A 24460-nucleotide genomic window follows, 5' to 3' on the forward strand; every position below is an offset into this window, starting at 1 on the left:
CGCGGTTGATGCGCGGTCAGGCCTTTTTTCGGCGAGCCAGCACCGCAACAAGAATGATCATCCCCTTCACCAGCTGCTGGTAGTAGGAGTCGACGTTGAAGAGATTGAGCACGTTGTCGACCACGGCGAGCGCCAGCACCCCGCCCAGCACACCGAGCGCCGTACCGCCCCCACCGCCGAGCAGACCGCCTCCGATAACCACGGCCGCGATGGCGTCGAGTTCATAGCCAACGCCGACGCTGGGCTGGGCAATGCCAAGGCGGCTCGACAGCAGCACACCGGCAATGGCGGCGAACACACCGCACAGCACATAGGCCAGCGTCAGATGCTTGCCGACATTGATGCCGGCGAGGCGCACGGCTTCTTTGTTGACGCCCAGCGCATAGGCGGCGCGCCCCGAAACGGTGCGCTCGAGATAGAACCACACCAGCGGCACAGCCAGCGCAAACAGGATGAAATTGACCGGCACCGGACCTATAAACGCACCACCCAGCAGGGAACGGAACAGTTCATCGGTCGGATAGCGCGGCGTATCGGCATAGACGTAGAGCAGGCCGCGCAGGCTGCCCATGGTGGCAAGCGTGACGATGAACGGCTGCAGGTTGAAGCGCGAAATCAGCGTGCCATTGGCCCACCCCACTGCCCCGCCCATCGCCAGCGCAATCAGGATCGCCAGCGAGAAATGCATTTCGGCCTGAAGGCCCGTCGCCAGCAAACCGGCAAACGCCAGCACTGAGCCCACCGACAGATCAATGCCGCCGGTACGGATCACCATCAGCATACCCAGGCTGAGGAAGCCATTGGTGACAATCTGGCGCGAGACGTTGACGATATTGCGCTGGGTGAGGAAAGCCTCGGAGGCAATCGAGGCGAAGATGATCAGCGCGATGATCGCCACGACGAAGATGAGATCGGCGCGGCTGAAGCGCTGCCAGAAGGCCGGCTTGTCCGGGAGGGTTTGAGTGGCCAGGGTCAATGCAGACGCTCCGTCGTGTTGGCCGGAACATCAATCCCGGCGGCATGCATGAATACGGTTTCCATTTTGAAATCCTGTGGCGCCAATTCGGCGACGATGCTCCCTTCGCGCAGCACCAGCAGGCGATCGGATAGGCCGAGGACTTCGGGCATTTCCGAGGAAATGAGCAGCACGGCAGCGCCGGCGGCGGCCAGATCGGCGATCATCTGGTAGATCTCAACCTTGGTGGCGATATCAACGCCGCGCGTTGGCTCATCAAAAATGAAGAGCTTGGTGCCGCGCACCAGAAGCCACTTGGCCAGCACCACCTTTTGCTGATTGCCGCCCGACAGCTGGCGCACGGGGCGCTCGACGCCCTTGGGCCGGATCGAGAGCTGGGCGATCTTTTCGTCCACCAACTGCCGCCGCTCGCGCATATTGAGCACCCCAAACTGGGAGACGCGATCAAACGAGGCCAGCCCCGCATTGTCGAGCACGCTGGCATCGAGCGCCAGGCCATCGCCTTTGCGATCTTCGGTGATGAAGGCGAGACCGTGCCGCACCGCATCTTCCGGCGAGCTGAACCGGACGGGCTGGCCATCGAGGCTGATCTGCCCGCTCTGGGCCGGGAGTGCGCCAAAAATCGACTTCGCGATTTCGGTGCGCCCGCTGCCGACAAGCCCAAACATGCCGAGGATTTCGCCGGCATGCAGCGTCAGGTTGATATCAGCGAAGTCACCTTCGCGAGTGAGGCCAGCAACATCGAGCACCGCGTGTCCCGGGGTGCGATTGCGCGGCGGAAAGATCGTCTCGAGCGGGCGGCCAACCATGGCTTCGATCAGGCTGTCCTGCGTCAGCGCGCCAATCGGCCCGGACATGACGCTCTGGCCATCCTTGAGCACCACGACATGGTCGGCGATCTCGAAAATCTCTTCGAGGCGGTGCGAAATATAGAGCACCGTCGTGCCCGCCGCTGCCAGCGCCCGCACCTTGGCAAAGAGCTTGTCGGTTTCCGACGCCGACAGAACTGCAGTCGGTTCATCAAGGATCAAAATGCGCGGATCGGCGACCAGCGCCTTGGCGATTTCAACGATCTGCTGCTGGGCCACGCTGAGCTCGCTGACCAGCGTCCGCGGATTGATTGCCTCAAAGCCAAAGCCCGCGAGAACGCTCTGTGCCAGGGCATTTGCCGCAGGCCAGTCGACGACGAAGCCGAGGTGCTGCGGCATACGGCCAAGCAGCAGGTTTTCTGCCACGCTGAGGTGGGGGAGCAGGCTGAGTTCCTGATAGACGGTGCGAATGCCCAGCGCCATGGCGTCGGCGGGTCGGGCAATATTGGCCGCCACGCCACCAACGACGATATCGCCCTCGTCGGGAATAACGGCGCCGGACAGCATTTTCATCAGGGTGGATTTGCCAGCACCATTTTCACCGCACAACGCCAGCACCTGACCGGCATCGACGGAAAAGGAGATGTCGCGCACCGCCTTGTTGCCGTCGTAGCTTTTGGCGATGTGGCTGACTTCAAGCCGCGCCATCTCAGATCGCCCCGAAGACTTCGCTGAGCAGCAGCGTCTTCTGCTTGGTCATGTCATGCAGCGTGTCATGCATGCCCTCGCGGGAATTGCCGCTGCCGCGATTGCCGCCGAATGGCAGGGTCTCCACGCGCACAGCCGTCGTGTGATTGACCACCACCGTGCCCACATCGAGCACTTCATAGGCGCGCATGATGCGGCGCATGTCATTGGTGAAAATCGCCGCCTGCAGGCCATAGGGGCTGTCGTTGGCCAGAGCCAAGGCATCCTCGAATTCGTCATAGGCAAGGATAGGCAGCACGGGACCGAAGGTTTCTTCGGCAAAGGCAGGCGTACCGGGCTTAACGCCGGTGAGAATGGTGGGCTCGATGAAATTGTCGCGCCGCGTGCCACCGGTGACCACGGTTGCGCCATCAGCGACGGCCTGGGCAATCTGGGCTTCGACGCGCTCGGCGCCACGACGGTTGATCAATGGCCCGATATCGATGTCGTCATTGGTGGGGTCACCGACGCGCAGGGTCTTGGTGATGGTGGTGACCGCTTCCAGCAATGGCGCATAGACGGAACGCTGCACCAGGACCCGCTTCACCGCGCAGCAAATCTGGCCGTTGCCGCTGGTGAAGCGACCGGCAACCAGCGCCGCCGCGACAGCGGGAATATCGGCGTCTTCACACACAATGGTCGCGTCATTGCCGCCGAGTTCAACGTGAACCTTCTTGAGCGTCTTGGCAGCAACTTCGAGAATTCGGATACCGGCGGCGGTGCTGCCGGTCATGGTGATCATCTGCACGCCCGGCGAGCGCACCAGCGCTTCGCCAACCTCGCGACCGCCAGTGACCACCTGATGAGCAGCCTTTGGCAGGCCGGCTTCTTCCAGGTAGCGGGCGATTTCCAGCATCACCAATGGGCAATCTTCGGGCGGCTTGGTGATGACGGCATTGCCGGCGGCTAGCCCACCGGCGACCTTGTGGCTCCACAGCTCGACCGGATAGTTGAACGGCACGATAGCCACAACGACACCTACTGGCTCGCGCGTGGTCAGCGCCAGCGACTTTTCGCGGCCCGGAATGGTATCGAGCGGAAAGGTACGGCCAAACAGGCGTTTGGCTTCTTCGGCATAGCCGCGGAAAATCCGCGCCGCGACGCCAACTTCGCTGGTGGTTTCGGCCAGCCGCTTGCCGTTTTCGCGGCAGAGGCGCGCACCCAGCTCGGTCTGATTGGCTTCAATACGCCGTGCCACGGCCTCAAGAATTTCATAACGCCGATAGGCTGGCAGTTCCGCCATCGCCCGCCGACCTGCCTGCGCTGCGGCAACGGCAGCATCGACGTCAACTGTGGTGGCGCGCGGCACCGTGTCGATGGTTTCTCCGGTCGCCGGGTTGGTCACCGGATCGACGGTGCCGTCGGACGCCTGCGTCCAGATGCTGTTGATCAGCATATCCATCGGTGATCGCTCCCCCGAGACCCGCATAGTTTTTTCTTGCTTGGTCTTGAGGTAGTTCAACAGTTGAAATGAGTCAACGAAAAATGATCTTGCGGATACATATCAACTGAACTATACGAATAATGAACGATCAGCTTCGCCGGAAAGACATGAGCACGTTAGATACGAATATTAGCGCAACAGCGCTCAAGGCATTGTCTGTATTGGACTTTCTGGGAGAGCAACGGCGACCTCTATCGGTCATCGAGGTTGCCACAGGCATCGGAGCCGATCGAGCAACCGCGTACCGCATGTTGATGACTCTGGTGCAGGCTGGCTACGTCACGCGCGACGAAAGCGCCAAAAACTACGCGCTGAGTCTGAAAGTGCTGTCTTTGACGCGCAACCTGATCCGCGAAGACGACCGTGCCTTGCAGATCCTGTCATGCATCCGCCAGATCGCCGATGAAACCGGCGAGACTGTCCACTATTCCATGCTGGAAGGCGAAAGCGCCGTATTGCTATTCCGCGCTAAGGGCACTCAGCGCGTCAGCGTGGACTTTCAAATCGGTGATCGCTCCGCCTTGCCCTCAACCTCGATCGGCAAGGTTATATTGGCCTATCAGGATGCGCGCTTTGCCGATGCCATCATCGCCAAGGGCCTGCCCAAGATCGCCCCCAATACCATAACCGACCCCGACGCCATGCGGCGCGAACTGGCACTGGTGCGTGCCCAGCGCTACGCGTTTGACGACATGGAATTGGCGCCTGACATGCGCTGTGTCGCAGTGGCGGTTTTCGAACGTGGTGGGCTTGTCCCCGGCGGCATCGCTATCTCAGGTCCCAGCAGCCGCTTTGATATCCCCAAGCTCGAACACCTTCGGGACATCCTTCTGGGCCATGCCAGAGCACTGTCGGACAAGCTTGGGGGATAGCGCCCTCGACGCTGGCGCGTGGCCGGGCTGCGGTGTACATGCAGACAGGGTTGGAGGAACACGTCGTGAAATTTGCATTTTTTATCGCTGCTGCCTTGATGGTCGGAACCACACCGGCTTTTGCCGCACTGTCAGGATTTTATGATAGCGCCGAGCAGATCCAGACCATTCTCAGCGACAGCGATGTTGCAGATGCGCTGCGGCAGGCCCCCATTGGCTACGTCTCCAATACGGGCACGCGCGACGATGGCGCCCGTGAGTGGACGATACGGACCCAGGACTGCGATCTGGTGGTTTTTCTGACCCCAGTACCGCCGCAGGGCGTCGGCAAGACCACCTACACGCTCGACTTCACCGATACCTGCGACTGACCTGCGCCTTCAGTCGCTGCGGTGCCGCAGATGGATCAACGGATAGGGCCGCCCCTGTCCGTCAAGCTGGGAGCGTCCAGTCTCGACAAAGCCCAGACGCTGATAAAAGCCCGCTGCCTGGGCGTTCTGCGCGTTAACCTCGGTTGCCAGACCGGGGAACTGCTGAACGGCGGCAGCCACAAGCATGCGGCCGATGCCGGTGCCGCGCATGTCCGGATCAATGAAGAGCGCTTCCATGCGTCCCGGAGTCAGGAACATGAAACCGCACGGCCGATCGTTGTCGTCCACAGCCAGATCCAGCTCGACATGCGGCAGAAACGAGACCACCTCAGCCTCAATGGCCTGCCGGTCTTCTGGTGACAGGAAGTCATGCGTCGCATCAACCGCGCGTCGCCAAATATCCAAAACTGCCTCGCCATCCCCGGCGGTGGATTTTCTCAGTGTAGTCATGTCGTCCCGTTGCCCCGCGCCAACTCGTCTTCGAGATAGACGCGGATAATATCGTCAAATTCTGTCTCGCCCCGGAAGCCCAAAGCGCGAGCCCGTTGGGCCTCGAAAGCCTGCGGCCATCCAGCCACGATTTTGGCGATGGTTTCATCACGCTCGCGTCGGATTAGCTGAACCGCCTGGGGTCCCGCAACCCGTTCCAGCGCGGCAATCTGTTCGCCCACAGTGGCCGCGAGTCCGGGCATTGTCAGGTTGGGCTGATTGCCGAGCAGGGCCGTATCAATCGCTGCCGCGTGGAGCAGGAAGCCCACCGCCGCACGCGGGCTGGCGAACCAGTGGCGCACGCTGTCATCGACCGGCAGAATGGCCTCGACACCCGCGAGAGGCTCGCGAATGATCCCAGAGAAAAAGCCGGATGCCGCCTTGTTCGGTTTGCCAGGGCGCACCGCGATAGTCGGCAGGCGAATACCAACGCCCTCGAAGAAGCCGCGCCGTGAATAGTCGGCCAGCAACAACTCACAGATGGCCTTCTGCGTCCCATAGCTGGTGAGCGGCGTATGATGCTGGCTATCGCCAATGACGGCAGGCAGAGGCTCTCCGAAAACGGCGATCGATGAGGTAAACACCAAACGCGGCTTATAGGGGGAGCCAACCAGCCGGATCGCTTCGAACAGGTGGCGGGTACCATCGAGATTGATCCGATAGCCCTTTTCAAAATCGGCCTCTGCCTCGCCCGAAACAATGGCCGCGAGGTGGAAGATCAGGTCCGGACGCAGGCCAATCAGGCCTTCTGCAACGCCGTCCACCGAAAGGTCGGCAGCGACCGCCTCTATGGTGATGCTGGATTTGGGAATTTGAGGGGCGACAATGTCGGCAAGGGTGATCCCCGAAAGCGCACGCCCACCCACCTGCCCTGCCTTAAGCAGCGCCGCGACAAGTTTGCGGCCAACCATACCCGCCGCCCCAATAACCAGAACCTTCACGCCAACCTCCCTGCAAATCGCGCGCTCAGTTTAGGCACAAGCGGAGGCGGGACATAAACAAAATCGGCGCCCGATGGGCGCCGATTTCAGTGGGTTCGATGCTGGAGGCCAGGCGCTTAGTTGAAGCGGTAGCGCAACGTGCCGCGCACTTCATGCAACCAGGCATTGTCAGCCCAGACCTTAGTGTCGCCGGTGGCGCCATTGTTGATGTGGTTGATGTAGACCGCACGGTAGCCGAGATCGGCAACAACGGCGCCAAAGTCATAACCAACGCCAACCATGGCTGCAGCCGCAAGACTGGTATTGCCGCCAGATGGAATAGCGAACGGCGCATCCACCGAAACATGGTTCACGGCAACACCGGCGCCAGCGCCGACATAACCGAACGCGCCGCCAGCGGCGCCATAGCCATAGTCGCTGAAAGCGAAATCGTAATAGACGTTGGCGAGGGCGAGAGTGGAACGCAGGTTGACCGAGTACTTGCCTGGGATGGCGACTACGGCAGTCTTCTCAACTGTGGCACCGGAGTTGCTCACATAGTCAAGAGTCGCGTCGAAGCGAAGGCCAGTGCCGGTTTCGTAGCCGAAACCAGCACCTACGCTGTAACCGTAACCCAGCTGGGCCAGTGGCCAATCAAAGCGCTGAACGGTCCCACCGCAACCAGGCGTACAGTCGTAGCCCGACACTTCCTTGGACCAGATCGTGTTCCACGCGCCGCTACCACGCAGGTAGAAGGAGCCCTGAACGCCATAGTTGACGTCGGGAATTTCGATGACCGGCGGATAGAGCGGGAAGTCTGCGGCCACCGCCGAGCCACCCATGACGGCGGCACCAGCCACCAAGATCGCAGCGATGAGCTTGCGCATATGAAACGTCCTTTGATTGCCACGACATCAGTCGATTGCACCCAATATCGGACAATTTCCTTAAAACGCGCTTAACCTAAACACTTAACCCTAATGACCGCCCCAGTTCAGGTCGTAACCTTTCAAGAATACGCGCCGACCAAGTACTGGGACAGCGCGTATCAACAACTTCGACCTAGACGACTGCTAATATCGCGGCTTCAATCTGGCCGACAACGGAAGCCACCAGAGCCTCATCGTCCGCCTCGCCCATCACACGGATCACGGGCTCGGTGCCCGATGCACGGACCACCAACCGGCCACCGCCGCCGAGAGTAGCCTGACCGTCATTGATGGCCTGCACCACGTGCTTGTTCTCCAGCGGCTTGCCGGACTTGAACTTCACATTGCGCAACAGCTGCGGGACTTTGGTGAAGCGCGCACAGATTTCCGAGATCGTGCGGTTCTGCTGCTTGAGCACAGCCAGCAATTGCAGCGCCGCGACAAGCCCGTCCCCTGTCGTGGTGAAATCGGACAGGATGATGTGGCCCGACTGTTCACCGCCGACGTTGAAGCCCTTGGCGCGCATGGCCTCAAGTACATAGCGGTCGCCCACCTGGGTACGCTCAAGTGTCAGCCCCAGTGAGGTCAGGTAGCGCTCGAGGCCGAGATTGGACATGATAGTGGCGACAATGCCACCACCCTGCAGCATCTCGCGCTCCATCCAGCTGTGCGCGATGACGGCCATGAACTGGTCGCCATCAACTACATTGCCCTTTTCGTCGATGATGATGACGCGGTCGGCATCACCATCGAGTGCAATGCCGATATCGGCACGGAATTCCTTGACCTTGGCCGCAACGGCTTCGGGCGCGGTCGAGCCAACCTTGTGGTTGATGTTAAAGCCATCGGGCTCGGCGCCAATGGTGAAAACCTCTGCACCAAGCTCCCACAATGCGACGGGCGCGACCTTATATGCAGCGCCATTGGCACAATCGAGCACCACACGGAGTCCACCCAGATCGATGTTCCGCGGGAGGGTGCGCTTGGCGTATTCGATGTAGCGCGTACGGGCTTCTTCGTCGCGATAGGCGCGACCAATGTCGCGGCCATGCGCCAAAAGGCTGGACATGTCGCTGTCGAGCAGGCGCTCGATATCGAGTTCAACCTCGTCGCTGAGCTTGTAGCCATCGGGACGGAACAGTTTGATGCCGTTATCGTCATAGGGATTGTGCGACGCCGAAATCATGACGCCCAGATCGGCCCGGAGCGAGCGCGTCAGCATCGCCACGGCCGGGGTCGGCATCGGCCCAAGCAGATAGACGTCCATGCCCACGGCCGTGAAGCCTGCGGTCAGCGCGGTCTCGATCATGTAACCGGAGCGCCGCGTATCCTTGCCAATCACCACGCGATTGCGGTGTTCGCCGCGGACGAACTTGGTGCCGGCGGCCATGCCGACCTTCATCGCCAGATCCGGCGTCAGCTTGTCGCCATTGGCCAGGCCACGGATGCCGTCGGTGCCGAAGTATTTTCTGGCCATGCTGTGCCCTCTAATTGTCAGCGCGATGTCCCACTGAACACCAGCAATACTAAAATCAACTTAGGGCGGAATAGCGGAGAAATCGCACAAGAAAAAGGGCCGCCTTGCGGCGACCCTTAATGTTGTTCCGGTTCTAACTGCCCGGCTGGGGCTCAAGGCCACCTTCCGGTGGAGCCTCTGGGCGCTTTTTGCCCGATTTACCGGCGGACGGAACACCCGTCGCCTTGGGCGCAGAGTGATCATTGTCGTCCGGACGAACCGGCTGGTGGCCTTCCATCAGCGCACGCAGCTCGTCACCCGTCAGCGTTTCATATTCGAGCAGCGCCTGAGCGATGGCTTCCCACTGATCATGATAGGTGGTCAGGATGTGCTTGGCAGAAGCTTCGCCATCCTCAATGAGCTTGCGCACTTCCTGGTCGATCAGCTTTGCGGTGTCGTCCGACATGTTGGTCGACTGGGTCATCGAGTGACCGATGAACACTTCCTGCTCGCTCGACTTGTAGCGGACGCGGCCGAGCTTTTCGCTCATGCCCCATTCCATCACCATCGACCGGGCAAGGCTGGTCGCCATCTGGATATCGCCCGAGGCACCCGAAGTGACCTTTTCAGGGCCGAACTTGATGATCTCAGCTTCGCGACCACCGAACAGCATGGTGAGGCGGGCCAGAGCCTTCTCACGGCTGAACGAATAGCTGTCGCTTTCCGGCAAGGTCATGACCATGCCCAGCGCACGACCGCGCGGAATGATCGTCGCCTTGTGGATCGGATCGATACCGGCAACCTTGAGCGCGATGATGGCGTGGCCAGCTTCGTGATAGGCGGTCAGCTTCTTCTCGTCCTCGGACATGGCCATGGTGCGGCGCTCGGCGCCCATCATGATCTTGTCCTTGGCGTCTTCGAACTCGGCATGGGTCACGAAGCGCTTGTTGCGGCGGGCCGCCATCAGGGCTGCTTCGTTGACGAGGTTCATCAGGTCAGCACCGGAGAAACCGGGCGTACCACGAGCCAGAACCTTCAGATCCACATCTGGGGCCAGAGGCACCTTGCGGACGTGAACCTTGAGCACCTTTTCGCGGCCCGATACGTCTGGGTTTGGCACCACGACCTGACGGTCGAAGCGGCCTGGACGCAGCAGGGCTGGATCGAGAACGTCGGGACGGTTGGTTGCAGCGATCAGGATGATGCCTTCATTGGCTTCAAAGCCGTCCATCTCGACGAGGAGCTGGTTGAGGGTCTGTTCGCGTTCGTCGTTACCGCCGCCCATGCCGGCGCCACGCTGGCGACCGACGGCGTCGATTTCGTCGATGAAGATAATGCAAGGCGCGTTCTTCTTGGCCTGCTCGAACATGTCGCGAACGCGGGACGCGCCGACACCGACGAACATTTCAACGAAGTCCGAACCCGAGATGGTGAAGAACGGCACATTGGCTTCGCCGGCGACCGAACGGGCCAGCAGCGTCTTACCGGTACCGGGAGGGCCGACGAGCAGCACGCCGCGTGGGATACGACCACCCAAGCGCTGGAACTTGCCAGGGTCGCGCAGGAATTCCACGATTTCCTCAAGGTCCTGCTTGGCCTCGTCCACGCCGGCAACGTCTTCGAATGTCACCTTGCCATGGGTTTCGGTCAGCAGCTTTGCGCGCGATTTGCCAAAGCCCATCGCGCCGCCACGGCCGCCGCCCTGCATCTGCCGTATGAAGAAGAACCACACGCCGATGATGACGATGAAGGGGAGCCAGGAGCTGAGCAGGATCGACCAGAACGGGCTCGATTCGGGCGCACGCGCCGTGATCGACACATTCTTCTGCTCAAGGCGAGAGACAATGTCCGCGCCGTCAGGCAGCACGGTTTCAAAGCGCGTGCCATCGGCGAGCGCACCGGAGACCACGTTATTGGTGATCACCACGCTCTGTACCCGGCCTGCATCCACATCGGTCACAAACTGGCTATAGCTCTTGTCGGAGACCGAAACGGAGCGCGAAGAAGACTGGAAGACCTGGAACAGGCCCATCAGCATGAAAAGTATAACCAGCCAGATGGCGAAGTTGCGGAAATTTCCGTTCATCAATCCTGTCCCGGAGATGCGAGCGCTAAATCTGCCCGCGCGTAAGCCGAATGTATGTCCGGCAATGGGGCGTTACAAGGGCAAGACCTGCGGCCCTTTGGGCGCCCCGTAAAGTCATTATGTCGTCATTCGGTTAATATGGGGTGGTCACCGGACCGCTTTAGAGCGTTGTTTTGGCCCATCAATCGATCAACAGCTGCACGGTGATGCGGTCGTCAAATGACCAGCCACCAAGGGATAAAACGCCCCCATCGGCATCGCGCACAATCGGTGCAGTCCGAATTGCCTCGGCTGGCGCCGTCACTTTGAAGCCCAAAAAATCTTCCAGGCGATGTCGCGGCAGGTAGTCGGCAACGCTGGCAATCAGGCCCGTTTCGCCCGAACTGTTGACGATGCGGAAGCGCTCATCCCACACCAGCTCGCCATGTGGCGCCAAAATGGCATCAGGCGGCACAGCCCGTCCCGGCTCTCGCGCGATGGTCAGCGCACCATCCTTGATGCGGACGACACAGCCGAGAACGGTGGTCGATTTTGGCAACTCGCCGGTGGCGATGCTCTCGCGCAACCGCTCGACCTGCCCCAAAGCCCGCGGTTTCTGGCGGCCGCCGACAATATTGAGCACGCGCCCCAAAAGCCGGGTGGAAATCGCGGGGCTGAGCCCCAGTAGCGTCGGCATGTCGATGCGCGCCGCGCCAAAGCCATCGAGCCGGACCATCTCAGCAAAGCAGCCCGCCGCCATTTGGGCAATTGCCGCATCGGCTTCGCCCATGCGTTCGGCAAAGAGCGCGATAGCGGGGGCATCGAGCCCAAGCGCCGCCAATTGCGGCATGGCCTTGCGCCAACGCACGCGCTCGTAGTGCTCATCATCATTTGACGGGTCGAGCGCAGGCATCAGCCCTGCCCCTTCGACCACCGCCCGAAGCGCGGCCGGATCAATGTCGAGCAACGGGCGATGCACACGAACGCCCTCGACATCGGCAAAGCTGGCCATGCCCCGCAACCCCTCGATGCCGCTGCCATGGGCGAGCCGCATCAGGACCGTTTCGGCCTGATCATTGCGGTGATGGCCAGTCAGCAGAACGCTTGCGCCATCACGCGCCATCGCCTCTGCCATCAGACCATAGCGGGCCTGTCGGGCGGCTTCGGAAATACCGGTCAGAGGCTTGTCGCCCAGCCATTGCAGGCCCGTAGCAGCCAGCCCAAGGGACTGGGCCGCTGCCAGCACCATCGTCACCTCTGTGGCGGCCTCGGGTCGGAGGCCGTGGTCGACCGAATAGACATGCAGCCTTGGTGCATCGGGACGCCCAGCCGCCCAGCGCTGCGCCAGCACCATCAACGCAAGGCTATCGGCGCCACCAGACACCGCCAGCCCGACGGCACGTTCTCCGGCAATACCGGAAAACAGGCCATCGAGCGCATTGGCGTCATCAAAATCAGGCGTTAGGCGGGTGGGCATTCGGCCCTGGACCTTTCCGTCGCCAGCAAGCTGACGAGTGCTGGGGTTAGGCCCGTATAGCGCTTGTCGATTTCGGCGAAGGTGCGGCAGGCTGTTTCACGTTCCCCTGCCCCAGACAGGGACATGCCCAGCTTGAGCAGCAGTTCGGGCGCGCGCGGGCTGGTCGGGCTCTTCTGGAAGGCATTGAGCAGCACTTCTGCAGCCTGATCATAAGCCGCCCGCTTCAACAGGGCATCGCCCAGAAAATTGGCTGCATCAGCCACCTGCGGATTATCGGGATAGAGCTCGATAAACTGGCTGAACTGATCCTCGGCAAAGGTGTAATCACCCCGCTGAATCGCATCGAGACCAGCAGCGTATTGCGCATCCGCATCTGCATTGCCCGACGGGGCGGCGGCAGGATCATAGCTGAGGTTCAACGGTTGACCAGTCGTCAGGTCAACGCCGCCCGTGGCACCGGTGCCGACCAATGGATCGCCGGAATTGCCAACGTCGTCCATCGGCGCGGCACTGCCATCGTCAAAAGTCGGGTCGAACTCTGCCTCACCGGGCAATGGCTTGACGCCCTGCTCGGGGATAATCGTTGTTGGCGCATCTTCGGGCGCGTCGGTGGTCGTCTGGGCCGGGTCATGCGGCAACGCCTCGGGCTGCGTCACGCCGCCCGGTTGGGTTACCGCATTAGTTTTTGGGCTGGCACCGCCTTCGAGCGCCTGGAAGCGGAACTCATTATCTTCGGTCATGCGCTCGATCAGCGTCTGCATCTGCGTCAGCTGGAAGGTCAGGCCTTCGACCTGGCCATTGACGGAGCGAAGCTGCTCTTCAAGCTGCTGGATGCGCACCATCAGCTGCGCGGCATCGGGTGCCTGTGCAACTAGCACACGGTCTGGCGTGGCGTCGCTCAGCACCTGGCCCACATTGGCCGGCGGCGTGTTGAATATGGCCGCCTGGGCGGGCACGGCAATGCCGAGCGCCAGGGCTGCGGCGAACATCGCCGAAAGGCTCGCCTTGGTTGGAAGGATGGTCTTCAAAACTCTTAGTCTCCGTTCAGCTCTACTATGTGCAAGCATGGACCTTTGAGGACCCGGCAATAAAGTCCAATCTTGGTCAAAAGAAAGCGCCCGGGCCATTTAACTGGCTCCGGACGCTCTTGCCTCCAGTTTGCACTGGATCCTTCACGGCTGCGCAGCGCGCAACCGGATCAAATTATTGAACGACCGTCACAGCGCGGCGGTTCTGGCTCCAGCACGAAATGTCGTTACAGATCGCCACTGGGCGCTCCTTGCCGAACGACTTGGACTGGATGCGCTGGGCGTTGACGCCGCGGGACACCAGATAGTTCACCACGATCGAGGAACGGCGAGCGCCCAGCGCGATGTTGTATTCGCGGGTGCCGCGCTCGTCGGCGTGGCCTTCGATCAGGATGCGGTAGTTGGCGTACTGGTTCAGCCACTGCGCCTGCTTGTCCAGGGTTGCCATGGCTTCTGGGGTCAGCGAGGACGAATCGGTGGTGAAGAACACGCGATCGCCAACGGACACGAGGAATTCCTGCTGGCTGCCGGGAGCACCGCCACCTGGGCCGGTATTGCCGACGCCGGTCATGCCGACATTGTTGTTAGGCGTACGCGAACACGCGGCGATGACAACGATGAAAAGCAGCATCGCGGCAGCGCGCAGCGCGGTATTGAGAGGTGCGGTGATGACCACGGTGGGCTCCTGAAAGGCAACAATCTTAGCCACGGCATTTACCGTGCTTATTCTTAAGGCCGAGTTTGTGAGCTTGGTTAATGTTTGCCTATCGCGGCGCGAATGTGGCGGGAATACTGGCTTTTTCAAGATGATGCAGAATGGCCACAAGCCATCTGACGATCACATTAAGGTTAAATGCCGCCACCCAAGCGTTAGCATTCGGGTTGCCAAGTGTGCACAGACTGTTAGCATCTGCGCATGACCATGCTGCGCACCATTACCATGCTCATCAACGTACGCTCCTCAGGGCGTGCGGGATGGGTCTTGCGCTGATTTAGCACCCGTCACCACACGAACCCTGCGAGGCGAGCAGGGTTCAACGCGCCTGCTTCCTCATTTTACAAAAGAGAGAACAGCAGATGACGCTCCCACCCAAATCCTGGCCCGATGGCCTGTCCATACGCGCTGCGCGCCCCAGCGACGCCGAAGAACTGGCTGCGTTGACGGCCCTGCCCGGTTTTCGTGCCGGCACATTGCGACCGCCCTATCCAAAAGTGTCCGACACCCAGAAGTGGCTCGATGGCCAGTCTGCGGACTCCGTCAACCTGATGGCGGTGCTGGATGGACGGATTGTCGGCAATGCCGGGATCAACCGGTTCGGTGGCCGCCGCGCCCATGCCGCCGGCCTTGGCATCGGTGTCCACGACGATTTTGTCGGACGCGGCATCGGCAAGGCACTGATCGGGGAGCTGCTCGACGTGGCCGACAACTGGCTCAACCTCAAGCGGGTGGAGCTCAACGTCTATGCCGACAATGCCGCTGCCATCGGGCTCTATGAAAAGTTTGGCTTTCAGCGCGAGGGCGTTTTCATCGCCTATGCGTTTCGTGACGGCGCCTATGTCGACTCCATCGCCATGGCCCGTGTCCGATAAGGAAAAAGGCGCCAATCCGGTGGGACTGGCGCCTTCAACAAACTCATAAAGCCGAGAACTAACGGCGCAGACCCGACCAGGCTGGATCGGAGGCGTAGCTCTCGGTTGGGATGGTCAGAAGATTGCGGCCCCAGATATCAACGCTCATCAGCTTGGGGCCGTCATTGCCGCCCGGATCCTGGAAGAACATGATGACGCGACCATTGGGTGCCCAGGTTGGGCCTTCCGCATGGAAGCTCGAATACAGCATGCGCTCGCCCGAACCATCTGGGTTCATGATGCCGATATTGAACTGACCACCCGACTGGCGGGTAAAGGCGATCAAATCACCCTTTGGCGACCACACAGGCGTGGAATAGCTACCCTGACCGAACGACACGCGCTGAGCGTTTCCGCCACCTGCCCCCATCATATAGAGCTGTGGCGAGCCGCCACGATCACTCTCGAAGACGATCCGGCCACCATCTGGCGAATAGGACGGGCCGGTGTCGATGGCCGCGCCCGACGTCAGCTGCTGCGGCGTGCCGCCATTGACGCCAACCGAATAGATATTGGTCGCGCCATTGGCCTCGACCGAGAAGGCCACCGTGCCGCCATCTGGCGAGAAGCGCGGCGCAAAGGTCATTGCACCCAGTGACGCCAGACGCTGCTGGCGACCGCTCGAGAGCTGCAGCACGTAGACCTGCGGGTTGCCTTCGTCGAAATTCATATAGGTGACGAGATCGCCATTGGGCGAGAAGCGCGGCGTCAGTGCCAGGGTATTGCCCTGCGTCAGATACTGCACATTGGCGCCATCCTGATCCATGATCGCGAGGCGCTTGACACGGTTGGCCTTGGGGCCGCTCTCAGCCACATAGACCACGCGGGTATCGAAATAGCCCGAGCCACCAGCCAGCGCTTCATAGATCGCGTCGGCAATGATGTGGGCAACACGGCGCGAGGAATTGGCGTCGGTATTGTAGCTCTTGCCGACAACCTGCGCGGCCTGCTGGGTATCCCAGACGCGAACGGACGAGGAAATCTGACCGCCGCGCTCAACGCCACCCATCACCAGGGCAGCAACGTTGGCGGTGCGCCACGTGGCGAAATCGGGCGTGTTGTTGATGTCGCCAACCTTGATCGGCAGCGATGCCGGATCGAGCGGCAGGAACAGGCCCGAACGGCGCAGGTCATTGCGCACGATCTCGGCGATTTCCTTGCCGAAGGCCGGATCAGACGAGGCAAAATCGGGGATGGCGATGGGGAGCGGCTGGAAGTTTGCACCCTCGACAACGATCCGCAATTGCGCCATCGCCATCGAAGAACCAGCCAGCACCGCGCTGCCTGCGAGGCCAAGCTTGAGCGCATTGCGCCGAGTCAAAAGAGTCATTTCAGTCTCCATTCTCGCCGTTTGGGAACCATCATGCCCCGCAAACGCGCCAATTCAAAAATCACGGCCGCAGTTCCAATTCAAGCTGTCGCCACTGATCGTATGCGCCAGCAGACAGGTTGAACGGACCATCCTGGCTCGCAGCAACCACGGCGCGTTGCGCCGCGCGTGCAACCTGTGCACCTGCCGGAGAGGGGTCCGCCGACACAACCTGCGGGATCCCGTTGAGGGTTCCATCGCGGTTGAGATTGAGCAGCAGCACCACCGTCATCCCGCTATTGATGTCGCTCGGCAGCAGGTTCCAGTACTTCTTGACCCGGCCAGACAGCCCGTCAATTTCCGACCGGCTGAGCCGTGCCGATGTACCAGTCGTGTCACCCAGCGTCGGCGTGCCACCGCTACCGGTGGTGGCACCGGTGGTTCTATCGTTGTTGATTAAGGCAGAAATATCATCGGCCAGCGCGGAGTCGAGCTGCGCATTGGGCTGCGGACGGGGCGCAGTCTGCGCCGCGGCGGTCGCCGTGGCAGCCGCTGCCTTGCGCTTGCGCTCCTCTTCCTCACGCTTTTTGCGCTCGGCTTCAGCTGCCGCAAACTGCTGGCGCTTCTGGTCGAGATTGGACGGACGCGAGGCAGGCACTGGCGCGGCAACGGTCGGCGCAGCTGGTGCAGGCGTTGGCGTCGGGGCCGGAGTTGGTGGCGGCGTGGGCGTCGGCTCAGGCGTTGGAGCCGGAGTGGGTTCCGGGGTTGGGGTTGGCGCAGGCGTTGGTTCTGGCGTTGGCGCCGGTGTTGGACGCGTCGCAGGCACAGGCGCAACAACAGGCTCCGGCGTGGGCGCAGGAGCCGGGGTTGGTTCTGGCGTTGGCGCGGGTGGCGTCGGTTCAGGGGTCGGCGCGGGCGCCGGTTCCGGCTCCGGAGTTGGCTCGGGCGCAGGCTCAGGCATCGCCTCTGGCGCAGGCGCGGTATTGGTCACCGGGGCGGGCGTTGGAATGTCCGCTGGCGACGGCGTGACCTGGTTTTCCTGAGTATTGCCCGTTGGCTGGGCAAGCTCGGCCGGTTGGTTGGACTCAACTATGGATGGCGTATCGGTTTCCACGATCTGGCTGGTCAGCTGACCGGCGCGAATGTTGGAGTATTCCTCGATCGGCACCAGATCGACCGAAATGGACTCTACCGTTGGCGTCAACGGTTCGCGGAACCCCAGGTTGATGAGACCGATGGTCAACACCGCGATATGGACAATGATCGAGACGATGACGCCAGTGCGCATGGGCTGGGCCTACCGGTCCTGCTGCTGGGTGACGAGACCGATCTTGGTGAAGCCTGCTGCGGACAACAGCCCCATGACACGCATCACCGAGCCGTAATTGGCCGTGGTGTCGCCGCGCACAAAGATACGGTCTTCCGTGCCGTTGACAGCCATGGCCGTCACGGTGCCGATCAAATCGACTTCGGCTACAGGGTCCTCGTCCACGAAAATCGCGCCTTCAGGCGTCACCGAGACGGTGATCGGCTGGGTCTGGCTGGCCATGTCGCTGGCCGCCGTCTTGGGCAGATCGATCGGCACGCCCGACGTCATCATGGGCGCTGCGACCATGAAGATGATCAGCAGCACCAGCATCACGTCCACCATGGGCGTGATGTTGATTTCGCTCATGACCGCTTTCTTGCGGCCGCGACGACGGCGTCCGCCGCCTCCGCCGCCACCGGCTGTGGTTCCCATCCCCATCTTAGCGGGTCCGCGCTTCGAGCTGGCGGCTGAGAATGGTCGAGAATTCGTCGGCAAAGCCCTCAAGGCGACCGATCAGCTTATTGGCGTCAGAGCTGAGCTTGTTATAGGCGATAACGGCTGGAATAGCGGCCACAAGGCCGATAGCCGTGGCGAACAGCGCTTCGGCGATCGGGCCAGCCACAACAGCCAGATTGGTGTTGGACGAGGCGGCGATAGCGGTAAAGGCGTTCATGATGCCCCAGACCGTACCGAACAGACCAATGAACGGACCAGCCGAGCCAACGGTGGCGAGGAAACCCAGGCGCTTTTCCAGCGTCTCGCTTTCGCGGGCAATGGCGACGTCGAGCACTTTGTCGAGGCGCTGCTGCATGCCGACAAAGCTGGCTGCGTTCTGCTCGTGGCTGCGCTTCCACTCTTTCATGGCCGCAACAAACACCACGCCCAAACCGCCCGAGGTCTTTTCGGACTGCTGCTGATACAGCTCTTCGAGCGACTGGCCCGACCAGAACACGCGCTCAAAGCGGTTCATCTCTGCTTGTGTGCGGCGATAGGTAATGGACTTGTCGATAATAATCGCCCAGCACCAGACAGAGGCGCCCAGCAATCCCAGCATGACCGACTTGACGATCCAGTCTGCAGCCCAGAACAGGCCCCAGATGGACAAATCGGCATGTGGGGCGACCGCCCCTACAGCATCCACGGCTTCCATGAAGTGATCCTTTTCGGCCCGGTTCTACCGCCCGACCCATCTGCCACTGCGGATGGGGTCGAAATCTGTCAAAATTAAGAGAAATGCCCCGTTTGCCGGGCTTTGGGGGACCGGCGCACGGGATCACGGTCCCTTTGCCGCAATTATGGTCAAGGAGTGGTTAACAAAGGCTCACATCTGACGCCAAGCTGAACGAATGCAACAACTTGTGAAGCAGGATGGCATCACAGGCCAACACTGCTGGCACAACAGCGCAATAGCTCAGCCAGAGGCAGTGGACTTGCTTTGAGGGGCGTCGCTGGCCAGTTTGTCGCGAATGGCCTTGGGCATACGCGTTGCCGCGCCCTGGGCATTGATGGCGACGACCATCACACTAGCGCGGGTCAAAACCACGCCATCGCGCAGGATGGTTTGCTTAAGGCTCAGGCGCGCGCCGGTGACGGCTTCAACTGTCGTCAGCACGTCCAGCAGGTCATCGATATGGGCCGCGCCGTCGAACTGGATATCCATGGCGCGGACCGCAAACGCCACACCATCCTTGGCCAGCTCAGCGTGATGCACGCCCAGATCGCGCAGGAACTCGGTGCGGCCGCGCTCGAAGAACTTGAGATAGGCCGCGTGATAGACATTGCCGGAAAAGTCAGTGTCTTCGTAATAGATGCGGACCGGGAAACGATGCTCAGTCACGCCGCGTCCTCACGATAGATCACATGCTCGGGGCTATCCCCAAGCGTCTGCAGGCGCTCGACCAGCCAGGCGGGCAGTAGCCGCACCGTGTTGAGCGCGGCGCTTTCGATGGGGATCCATGAGAAATGCAGCTCGTGGCCCTCGTCGAAGCGGACGAGAAAGGGCTGCTCCCCATTGGGACGCACAGCGTCCGGCAGCGCGATGGCATAGATCAGGCCCATCTCGTGGAAGCGCTCGCCGCCACGGCCATAAAAGCTCTCGTAGCTGAACAGCAGCCGACCAATTGTACACGGCATGGCCAGCTCTTCGGCGACTTCGCGCTCAAGCGCGAGGTCACTCTGTTCCCCCAGCTCGACGCGGCCACCGGGCAGCATGCAATAATCGTCATCGTCCTCGGTGCAGACCAGCAGGTGACCATCACGAATGGCGGCACCGGCAACGCGGTAGTTGAAACAGGTATCCCCGATGGGAAAGCTGATCATCACCCGCTCGCTCATTCCTCGGGCTCCTCGAACAGGCTCTGCTGCAGGCCGACAAAGCCCTGCGGCACGATCTTGCCCAGATGCTGGAAAGCAGCGCCGGTCAGCATGCGCCCGCGCGGCGTGCGCTGGATGAAGCCCTGCTGGATCAGGTAGGGTTCGACGATCTCTTCAATGGCGTCACGCGGCTCGCTGAGCGCAGCCGCAATGGTTTCGATACCCACCGGGCCGCCATTGTAGAAGTCAGCAATGGTGGTGAGATAGCGGCGGTCGAGCTGATCGAGCCCGCGCGCATCGACATCAAGCCGCAGCAGCGCCTTGTCGGCGATGGCGCGGGTGATCTCGCCGGCATTCTCCACCAACGCAAAGTCGGTGACGCGGCGCAGCAGGCGACCCGCGATACGCGGCGTACCGCGCGAACGGCGGGCTATTTCCATGGCCCCATCGGGCGCCATCGGCATGCCAAGCAGGCGCGCCCCGCGCTGGACGATCTGCACCAGCTCCTCGGGCGTATAGAAATTAAGCCGCACCGGAATACCGAAGCGGTCGCGCAGTGGCGTGGTCAAAAGACCCGCCCGCGTCGTCGCTCCCACCAGCGTGAACTTGGCCAGATCGATACGCACCGAGCGGGCCGCAGGCCCCTCCCCGATGATCAGATCGAGCTGGAAATCCTCCATCGCGGGATAGAGCACTTCTTCGATCGCCGGATTAAGCCGGTGGATTTCGTCGATGAAAAGCACATCGCGATCTTCGAGATTGGTCAGCAGCGCCGCCAGATCGCCCGCCTTGGCGATGACCGGACCAGAGGTGGCGCGAAAGCCAACGCCGAGCTCCCGCGAGATGATCTGCGCCAGCGTAGTCTTGCCCAGCCCCGGAGGGCCCACGAACAGCACGTGATCAAGCGCCGCACCGCGCTGCTTGGCCGCTTTGATGAACACTTCTAGATTGGCGCGTGCCGCTGCCTGCCCGACAAACTCGGCAAAGCCCGACGGGCGTAGCGACACATCCAGACTATCGTCGCGACCGGCCTCGGGGGACGTCAAACCACTCAACTACTCAACTCCCGCAGGCCCAGCCGGATCAGCTTTTCGGTCGGCACATCATCGCCCTCGCGCGCCACGACGCGCGCCAGAGCAGCCGAGGCCTGTGCGCTCGAATAGCCCAGATTGGTCAGCGCCGAAACCGCATCGGTAATCGCGCTCGAGGCAATGCCCTCGCCCAAGGCCGATTGCAGGCCCAGCGTGCCCGCATCAACCGCGCCGGTTGTCGGCACCTTGCCCTTGAGTTCGGTCACCAGACGCACGGCGAGCTTTGGCCCCACGCCATTGGCGCGGCCGATCATGGCTTTGTCCTGGAGCGCAATGGCGCTCGAAATCTCAGAAGGCGACAGCGCCGACAAGATCGCCAGCGCGACACGCGCACCAACGCCCTGCACGGTCATCAAAAGATTGAACCATGCCTTCTCACTATCGGACGAAAAGCCATAGAGCCGGATCATGTCTTCGCGGACGATGGTCTCGATGAACACCACCGCCGCCTCGCCAACGCGGGGCAGGCTCTGGAGCGTGCGCGACGAGCAGAACGCCTGATAGCAGACGCCACCGCAGTCGATCAGAACGTGGTCATCATCAAAACTGTCGACGAGACCTTTGAGTTTGCCGATCATGCCAATGCCTTTAATCGCTGATTGGAGACGCGGTGATGGGCGTGGCAGATGGCGATCGCCAGCGCGTCGGCGGCGTCAGCACCCTTGAAATCTGCCGCAGGCATCAGCGTTTTGACCATCAATTGAATTTGTCCCTTATCGGCGTGGCCCGTGCCGACCACGGATTTCTTGACCAGATTGGCCGCATATTCCGCCACCGGCAGGCCGCGTGCTGCCGGGGTGAGCAGAGCTACCCCGCGCGCTTGCCCCAGGATCAGCGCCGAGCGCACGCCCGCATTGACGAAGGTCTCTTCAACCGCCGCCTCGCTGGGTCCGAACCGATCCAGCACCTCACCGAGCCCGGCGAACAGGATGGCCAGCCGTTCGGCCAGCGATCCATCCACCGGCGGGGTGACCGTCCCGGCGGCGACAAAGGTCAGCCGATTGCCCAGACTTTCGATAATGCCCCAGCCGCAACGGCGCAGCCCTGGGTCGATACCGATGATTCGCGTTGCCGAGTTCATGCATTCATCCTTAGTGCGCGGCGCGAACCGTACCAAGCCCAATGTGAACAAACCCGAAACAACCTGGTAAAAATGACAGGATCAATAAAATCCGAACGGTTTTGCAAACCCCGCCTTCAATAAACGCCATCTAGCGTCTGCGCGGGGAACGAGGGGCAATCAGCATGAATGGCATATGCCAGGAACTGCCGGGGCGGGCAGTGCTTTGGTCTGATCGTGCAGCGGTTTGCACGAGCGAGACTGCCTGCATCAATGCAGGGCGGCGCGACCCTGCTGCACCATCTCCAATCCACCATCCATCCACAACCGGGAGCACCGGCCGCGTTGTCATGACGTCGGCCGCCCAAACCATAGAGTTACTGACCACCTGACCACCCATAGGACCAACACACCCTAGTGGCGGCCCTCAGGGGCTCGCCGGACCATCAACCCTTGAACAGCGAGAGCACGAGATGCCGGAATCGAAACGAGTTACCGCCATGCAGAAATGGTCCAGCGTGGGAAAATGGACTCTGTTGGGCACGCTCAGTTGTGTTCTGGTGTCGGTCGCTGCCAATGCGATCATCTTTGAGGGGGTCGACGAGGCGATGCGCCAACGCGCCATCCTCAGCGCCATCGTACTGCCCACCCTGATGGGCGCCCCCCTGTTCTTCTTCATGAGCATGCGCCTGCGCGGGCTCGCTCTTTCCAATTTCCGCCTCGCCCTAGTGGCGCGCACCGACAGCCTGACGGCCTGCCTCAATCGTGGTGCCTTTACCTATCGGGTGACCAGCATTCTCGCCCAGAGCGGTCCGACTGCCGGAGCGCTACTGATGATCGATGCGGACAACTTCAAGACCATCAACGACCTGTTCGGCCATGATGCAGGGGACGATGCGCTGGCGATCATAGCGCGCTCAATCCGCGCGGTGCTGCGACCGGGCGACCTGGTCGGGCGCATGGGTGGCGAGGAATTTGCGGTTTATCTGCCTGATGTCGGCCAACCAGGGGCCGAGGTTATCGCTGAACGCATCCGCCGCTCGGTCAATCTGGCCGTGTTCGCGCCAAACGGGGAACAGCGTGCGCTGTCGGTCAGCATTGGCGGCGCAGTCTTTGACCGGCCGGCTATCTTCTCAGAATTGTTCCGCATTGCCGATCAGCGGCTCTATGGCGCCAAGCAGACCGGCCGCAATCGCGTCGCCATTGTGCATGCCACAGATTATCCAGACCTCACACTGCAACAGTCGGCATAGAAAAAGGGCAGCGCCGCAGCACTGCCCTTCTGAATTTTACTGCTCAAGCAATCAAGCGTCGAGCTTGGCCGCTTCTTCGTCGCTCATTTCGAAGTTCGTATAGACGTTCTGCACGTCATCGTCTTCTTCGAGCGTGGCGATCAGCTTCATCAGCGATGCGCCTTTTTCGGCATCGATCGGGGCATTGGTCTGGGGCTTCCAGATCGCCTTGACGGACTCGGCTTCACCGAGAACCTTCTCGAGCGTTGCAGCAACTTCCACCATCGCCTCGAACGAGGTGGTGATGTAGTGGCCTTCCTCATCGCTTTCGACGTCGTCGGCACCCGCCTCGATAGCGGCTTCCATCACGGCGTCTTCGGTGCCGGCCTTGACCGGATAGGTGATCTCGCCAACCTTGTCGAACATGAAGCCAACCGAGTTGGTTTCACCCATCGCGCCGCCACTCTTGGAGAAGTAGGAGCGGACGTTCGATGCCGTGCGGTTACGGTTGTCGGTCAGGGTCTCGACGATGATCGCGACGCCACCGGGGCCATAGCCCTCATAGCGGATCTCGTCGTAGTTTTCGCCGTCCGAACCGATCGCCTTCTTGATGGCGCGGTCGATATTGTCCTTGGGCATGGACTGAGCGCGCGCGTTGACAACGGCCAGGCGCAGGCGGGCATTGAAGGCTGGGTCTGGCATGCCGAGCTTGGCGGCGACGGTGATTTCGCGCGCAAGCTTGGAGAAGACCTTGGAGCGAACCGCGTCGGACTTGCCTTTGCGGTGCATGATGTTTTTGGCGTGTGAATGGCCTGCCATAGGTCACTCCCCTCGAATAAAAGCTGCTGGTTTATGGTCGCGGGTTATAGGCAAGTGCAGCGCATTTGTGAAGCTGACCGCCAATGCCGCGCGTGAAGGCACGGATCTAGCGTCC

General features: G+C 61.3%; 25 protein-coding genes. 4 read left to right on the top strand and 21 right to left on the bottom strand.

The annotated features are described in order from the left end of the window. Nucleotides 1–16: 16 nt before the first annotated feature. The 3 genes from WH87_RS01830 to WH87_RS01840 are packed head-to-tail and all read right to left on the bottom strand — an operon-like array spanning nucleotide 17 to nucleotide 3934. The gene (locus WH87_RS01830; protein ID WP_052726558.1) at nucleotides 17–976 is read right to left on the bottom strand and encodes an ABC transporter permease; all 960 of its coding nucleotides are present in this window, start codon (nucleotides 974–976) and stop codon (nucleotides 17–19) included. Next, on the bottom strand, nucleotides 973–2493 hold the full coding sequence (locus tag WH87_RS01835; protein WP_046140078.1) for a sugar ABC transporter ATP-binding protein: 1521 nt from the start codon (nucleotides 2491–2493) through the stop codon (nucleotides 973–975). Before WH87_RS01835 ends, WH87_RS01830 begins: the two co-directional genes overlap by 4 nt. A gap of 1 nt (nucleotide 2494) precedes the next feature. Further along, nucleotides 2495–3934 carry an aldehyde dehydrogenase family protein gene (locus WH87_RS01840; protein ID WP_046140077.1) on the bottom strand — a complete coding sequence of 480 codons (1440 nt, stop codon included), beginning with the start codon at nucleotides 3932–3934 and terminating at the stop codon, nucleotides 2495–2497. 149 nt (nucleotides 3935–4083) lie between these two features. Here WH87_RS01840 and WH87_RS01845 point away from each other — a divergent pair, with 149 nt between their 5' ends. Continuing rightward, nucleotides 4084–4848: an IclR family transcriptional regulator gene (locus WH87_RS01845; protein WP_197410701.1), complete on the top strand. Its 765-nt coding sequence runs from the start codon at nucleotides 4084–4086 to the stop codon at nucleotides 4846–4848. Between the two features lie 65 nt (nucleotides 4849–4913). Beyond that, nucleotides 4914–5219 carry a hypothetical protein gene (locus WH87_RS01850; protein WP_156167920.1) on the top strand — a complete coding sequence of 102 codons (306 nt, stop codon included), beginning with the start codon at nucleotides 4914–4916 and terminating at the stop codon, nucleotides 5217–5219. Nucleotides 5220–5228: 9 nt separating this feature from the next. Here WH87_RS01850 and WH87_RS01855 read toward each other — a convergent pair whose 3' ends face one another. The 8 genes from WH87_RS01855 to pal all read right to left on the bottom strand — a co-directional run bounded on the left by WH87_RS01855 (nucleotide 5229) and on the right by pal (nucleotide 14214). Continuing rightward, on the bottom strand, nucleotides 5229–5669 hold the full coding sequence (locus WH87_RS01855) for an acetyltransferase (RefSeq protein ID WP_046140074.1): 441 nt from the start codon (nucleotides 5667–5669) through the stop codon (nucleotides 5229–5231). Further along, nucleotides 5666–6649, bottom strand: a complete 984-nt coding sequence (gene denD, locus WH87_RS01860) for a D-erythronate dehydrogenase (RefSeq protein WP_046140073.1) — start codon at nucleotides 6647–6649, stop codon at nucleotides 5666–5668. The genes WH87_RS01855 and denD overlap by 4 nt, the downstream gene beginning before the upstream one ends. A 116-nt stretch (nucleotides 6650–6765) precedes the next feature. Continuing rightward, nucleotides 6766–7515 (bottom strand): hypothetical protein, encoded by a 750-nt coding sequence (locus tag WH87_RS01865; protein ID WP_046140072.1) that lies wholly within the window; start codon nucleotides 7513–7515, stop codon nucleotides 6766–6768. A gap of 175 nt (nucleotides 7516–7690) precedes the next feature. Beyond that, entirely contained in the window at nucleotides 7691–9034 is a 1344-nt protein-coding gene (gene glmM / locus WH87_RS01870) for a phosphoglucosamine mutase (protein ID WP_046140071.1), read from the bottom strand. Nucleotides 9035–9167: 133 nt separating this feature from the next. Further along, nucleotides 9168–11099, bottom strand: a complete 1932-nt coding sequence (ftsH, locus tag WH87_RS01875; protein ID WP_046140070.1) for an ATP-dependent zinc metalloprotease FtsH — start codon at nucleotides 11097–11099, stop codon at nucleotides 9168–9170. Between the two features lie 181 nt (nucleotides 11100–11280). Then, a complete protein-coding gene (gene tilS, locus WH87_RS01880) occupies nucleotides 11281–12555 on the bottom strand; it encodes a tRNA lysidine(34) synthetase TilS (RefSeq protein WP_052726557.1) in 1275 nt (424 codons plus the stop codon). After that, nucleotides 12540–13583, bottom strand: coding sequence for a tol-pal system protein YbgF (ybgF, locus tag WH87_RS01885; RefSeq protein ID WP_046140069.1), 1044 nt, complete (start codon nucleotides 13581–13583; stop codon nucleotides 12540–12542). The genes tilS and ybgF overlap by 16 nt, the downstream gene beginning before the upstream one ends. Nucleotides 13584–13758: 175 nt before the next feature. Next, nucleotides 13759–14214 carry a peptidoglycan-associated lipoprotein Pal gene (gene pal / locus WH87_RS01890; RefSeq protein WP_046140167.1) on the bottom strand — a complete coding sequence of 152 codons (456 nt, stop codon included), beginning with the start codon at nucleotides 14212–14214 and terminating at the stop codon, nucleotides 13759–13761. 446 nt (nucleotides 14215–14660) lie between these two features. Here pal and WH87_RS01895 point away from each other — a divergent pair, with 446 nt between their 5' ends. Continuing rightward, complete coding sequence (locus WH87_RS01895; RefSeq protein WP_046140068.1) at nucleotides 14661–15173, top strand: GNAT family N-acetyltransferase; 513 nt, start codon at nucleotides 14661–14663, stop codon at nucleotides 15171–15173. 58 nt (nucleotides 15174–15231) lie between these two features. Here the strand turns inward: WH87_RS01895 and tolB are convergent, their stop codons facing one another. The 9 genes from tolB to ruvC form a co-directional block, all read right to left on the bottom strand. Further along, nucleotides 15232–16542: a Tol-Pal system beta propeller repeat protein TolB gene (tolB, locus tag WH87_RS01900; RefSeq protein WP_052726576.1), complete on the bottom strand. Its 1311-nt coding sequence runs from the start codon at nucleotides 16540–16542 to the stop codon at nucleotides 15232–15234. 61 nt (nucleotides 16543–16603) lie between these two features. Further along, nucleotides 16604–17809 (bottom strand): hypothetical protein, encoded by a 1206-nt coding sequence (locus WH87_RS19715; RefSeq protein WP_046140066.1) that lies wholly within the window; start codon nucleotides 17807–17809, stop codon nucleotides 16604–16606. 9 nt (nucleotides 17810–17818) lie between these two features. Continuing rightward, nucleotides 17819–18268: a protein TolR gene (gene tolR / locus WH87_RS01910; protein WP_046140065.1), complete on the bottom strand. Its 450-nt coding sequence runs from the start codon at nucleotides 18266–18268 to the stop codon at nucleotides 17819–17821. A 1-nt stretch (nucleotide 18269) separates the two neighbouring features. Next, on the bottom strand, nucleotides 18270–18980 hold the full coding sequence (gene tolQ / locus WH87_RS01915) for a protein TolQ (RefSeq protein ID WP_156167926.1): 711 nt from the start codon (nucleotides 18978–18980) through the stop codon (nucleotides 18270–18272). A gap of 261 nt (nucleotides 18981–19241) precedes the next feature. Further along, entirely contained in the window at nucleotides 19242–19667 is a 426-nt protein-coding gene (gene ybgC / locus WH87_RS01920) for a tol-pal system-associated acyl-CoA thioesterase (protein ID WP_046140064.1), read from the bottom strand. Then, nucleotides 19664–20164 (bottom strand): NUDIX hydrolase, encoded by a 501-nt coding sequence (locus WH87_RS01925; RefSeq protein WP_046140063.1) that lies wholly within the window; start codon nucleotides 20162–20164, stop codon nucleotides 19664–19666. Before WH87_RS01925 ends, ybgC begins: the two co-directional genes overlap by 4 nt. Next, complete coding sequence (gene ruvB / locus WH87_RS01930) at nucleotides 20161–21189, bottom strand: Holliday junction branch migration DNA helicase RuvB (protein WP_407060022.1); 1029 nt, start codon at nucleotides 21187–21189, stop codon at nucleotides 20161–20163. Before ruvB ends, WH87_RS01925 begins: the two co-directional genes overlap by 4 nt. Nucleotides 21190–21194: 5 nt before the next feature. Further along, the gene (gene ruvA, locus WH87_RS01935) at nucleotides 21195–21812 is read right to left on the bottom strand and encodes a Holliday junction branch migration protein RuvA (protein ID WP_046140061.1); all 618 of its coding nucleotides are present in this window, start codon (nucleotides 21810–21812) and stop codon (nucleotides 21195–21197) included. Further along, the gene (ruvC, locus tag WH87_RS01940) at nucleotides 21809–22315 is read right to left on the bottom strand and encodes a crossover junction endodeoxyribonuclease RuvC (RefSeq protein ID WP_046140060.1); all 507 of its coding nucleotides are present in this window, start codon (nucleotides 22313–22315) and stop codon (nucleotides 21809–21811) included. Before ruvC ends, ruvA begins: the two co-directional genes overlap by 4 nt. A gap of 479 nt (nucleotides 22316–22794) precedes the next feature. Here ruvC and WH87_RS01945 point away from each other — a divergent pair, with 479 nt between their 5' ends. Then, entirely contained in the window at nucleotides 22795–23547 is a 753-nt protein-coding gene (locus WH87_RS01945; RefSeq protein WP_046140059.1) for a GGDEF domain-containing protein, read from the top strand. A gap of 51 nt (nucleotides 23548–23598) precedes the next feature. On the opposite strand, the gene WH87_RS01950 is transcribed toward WH87_RS01945, so the two are convergent. Then, entirely contained in the window at nucleotides 23599–24345 is a 747-nt protein-coding gene (locus WH87_RS01950) for a YebC/PmpR family DNA-binding transcriptional regulator (RefSeq protein ID WP_046140058.1), read from the bottom strand. Between the last annotated feature and the right edge of the window lie 115 nt (nucleotides 24346–24460).

Origin of the sequence: Devosia epidermidihirudinis (assembly GCF_000971295.1) — a bacterium.
Taxonomy (GTDB): Bacteria; Pseudomonadota; Alphaproteobacteria; order Rhizobiales; family Devosiaceae; genus Devosia; species Devosia epidermidihirudinis.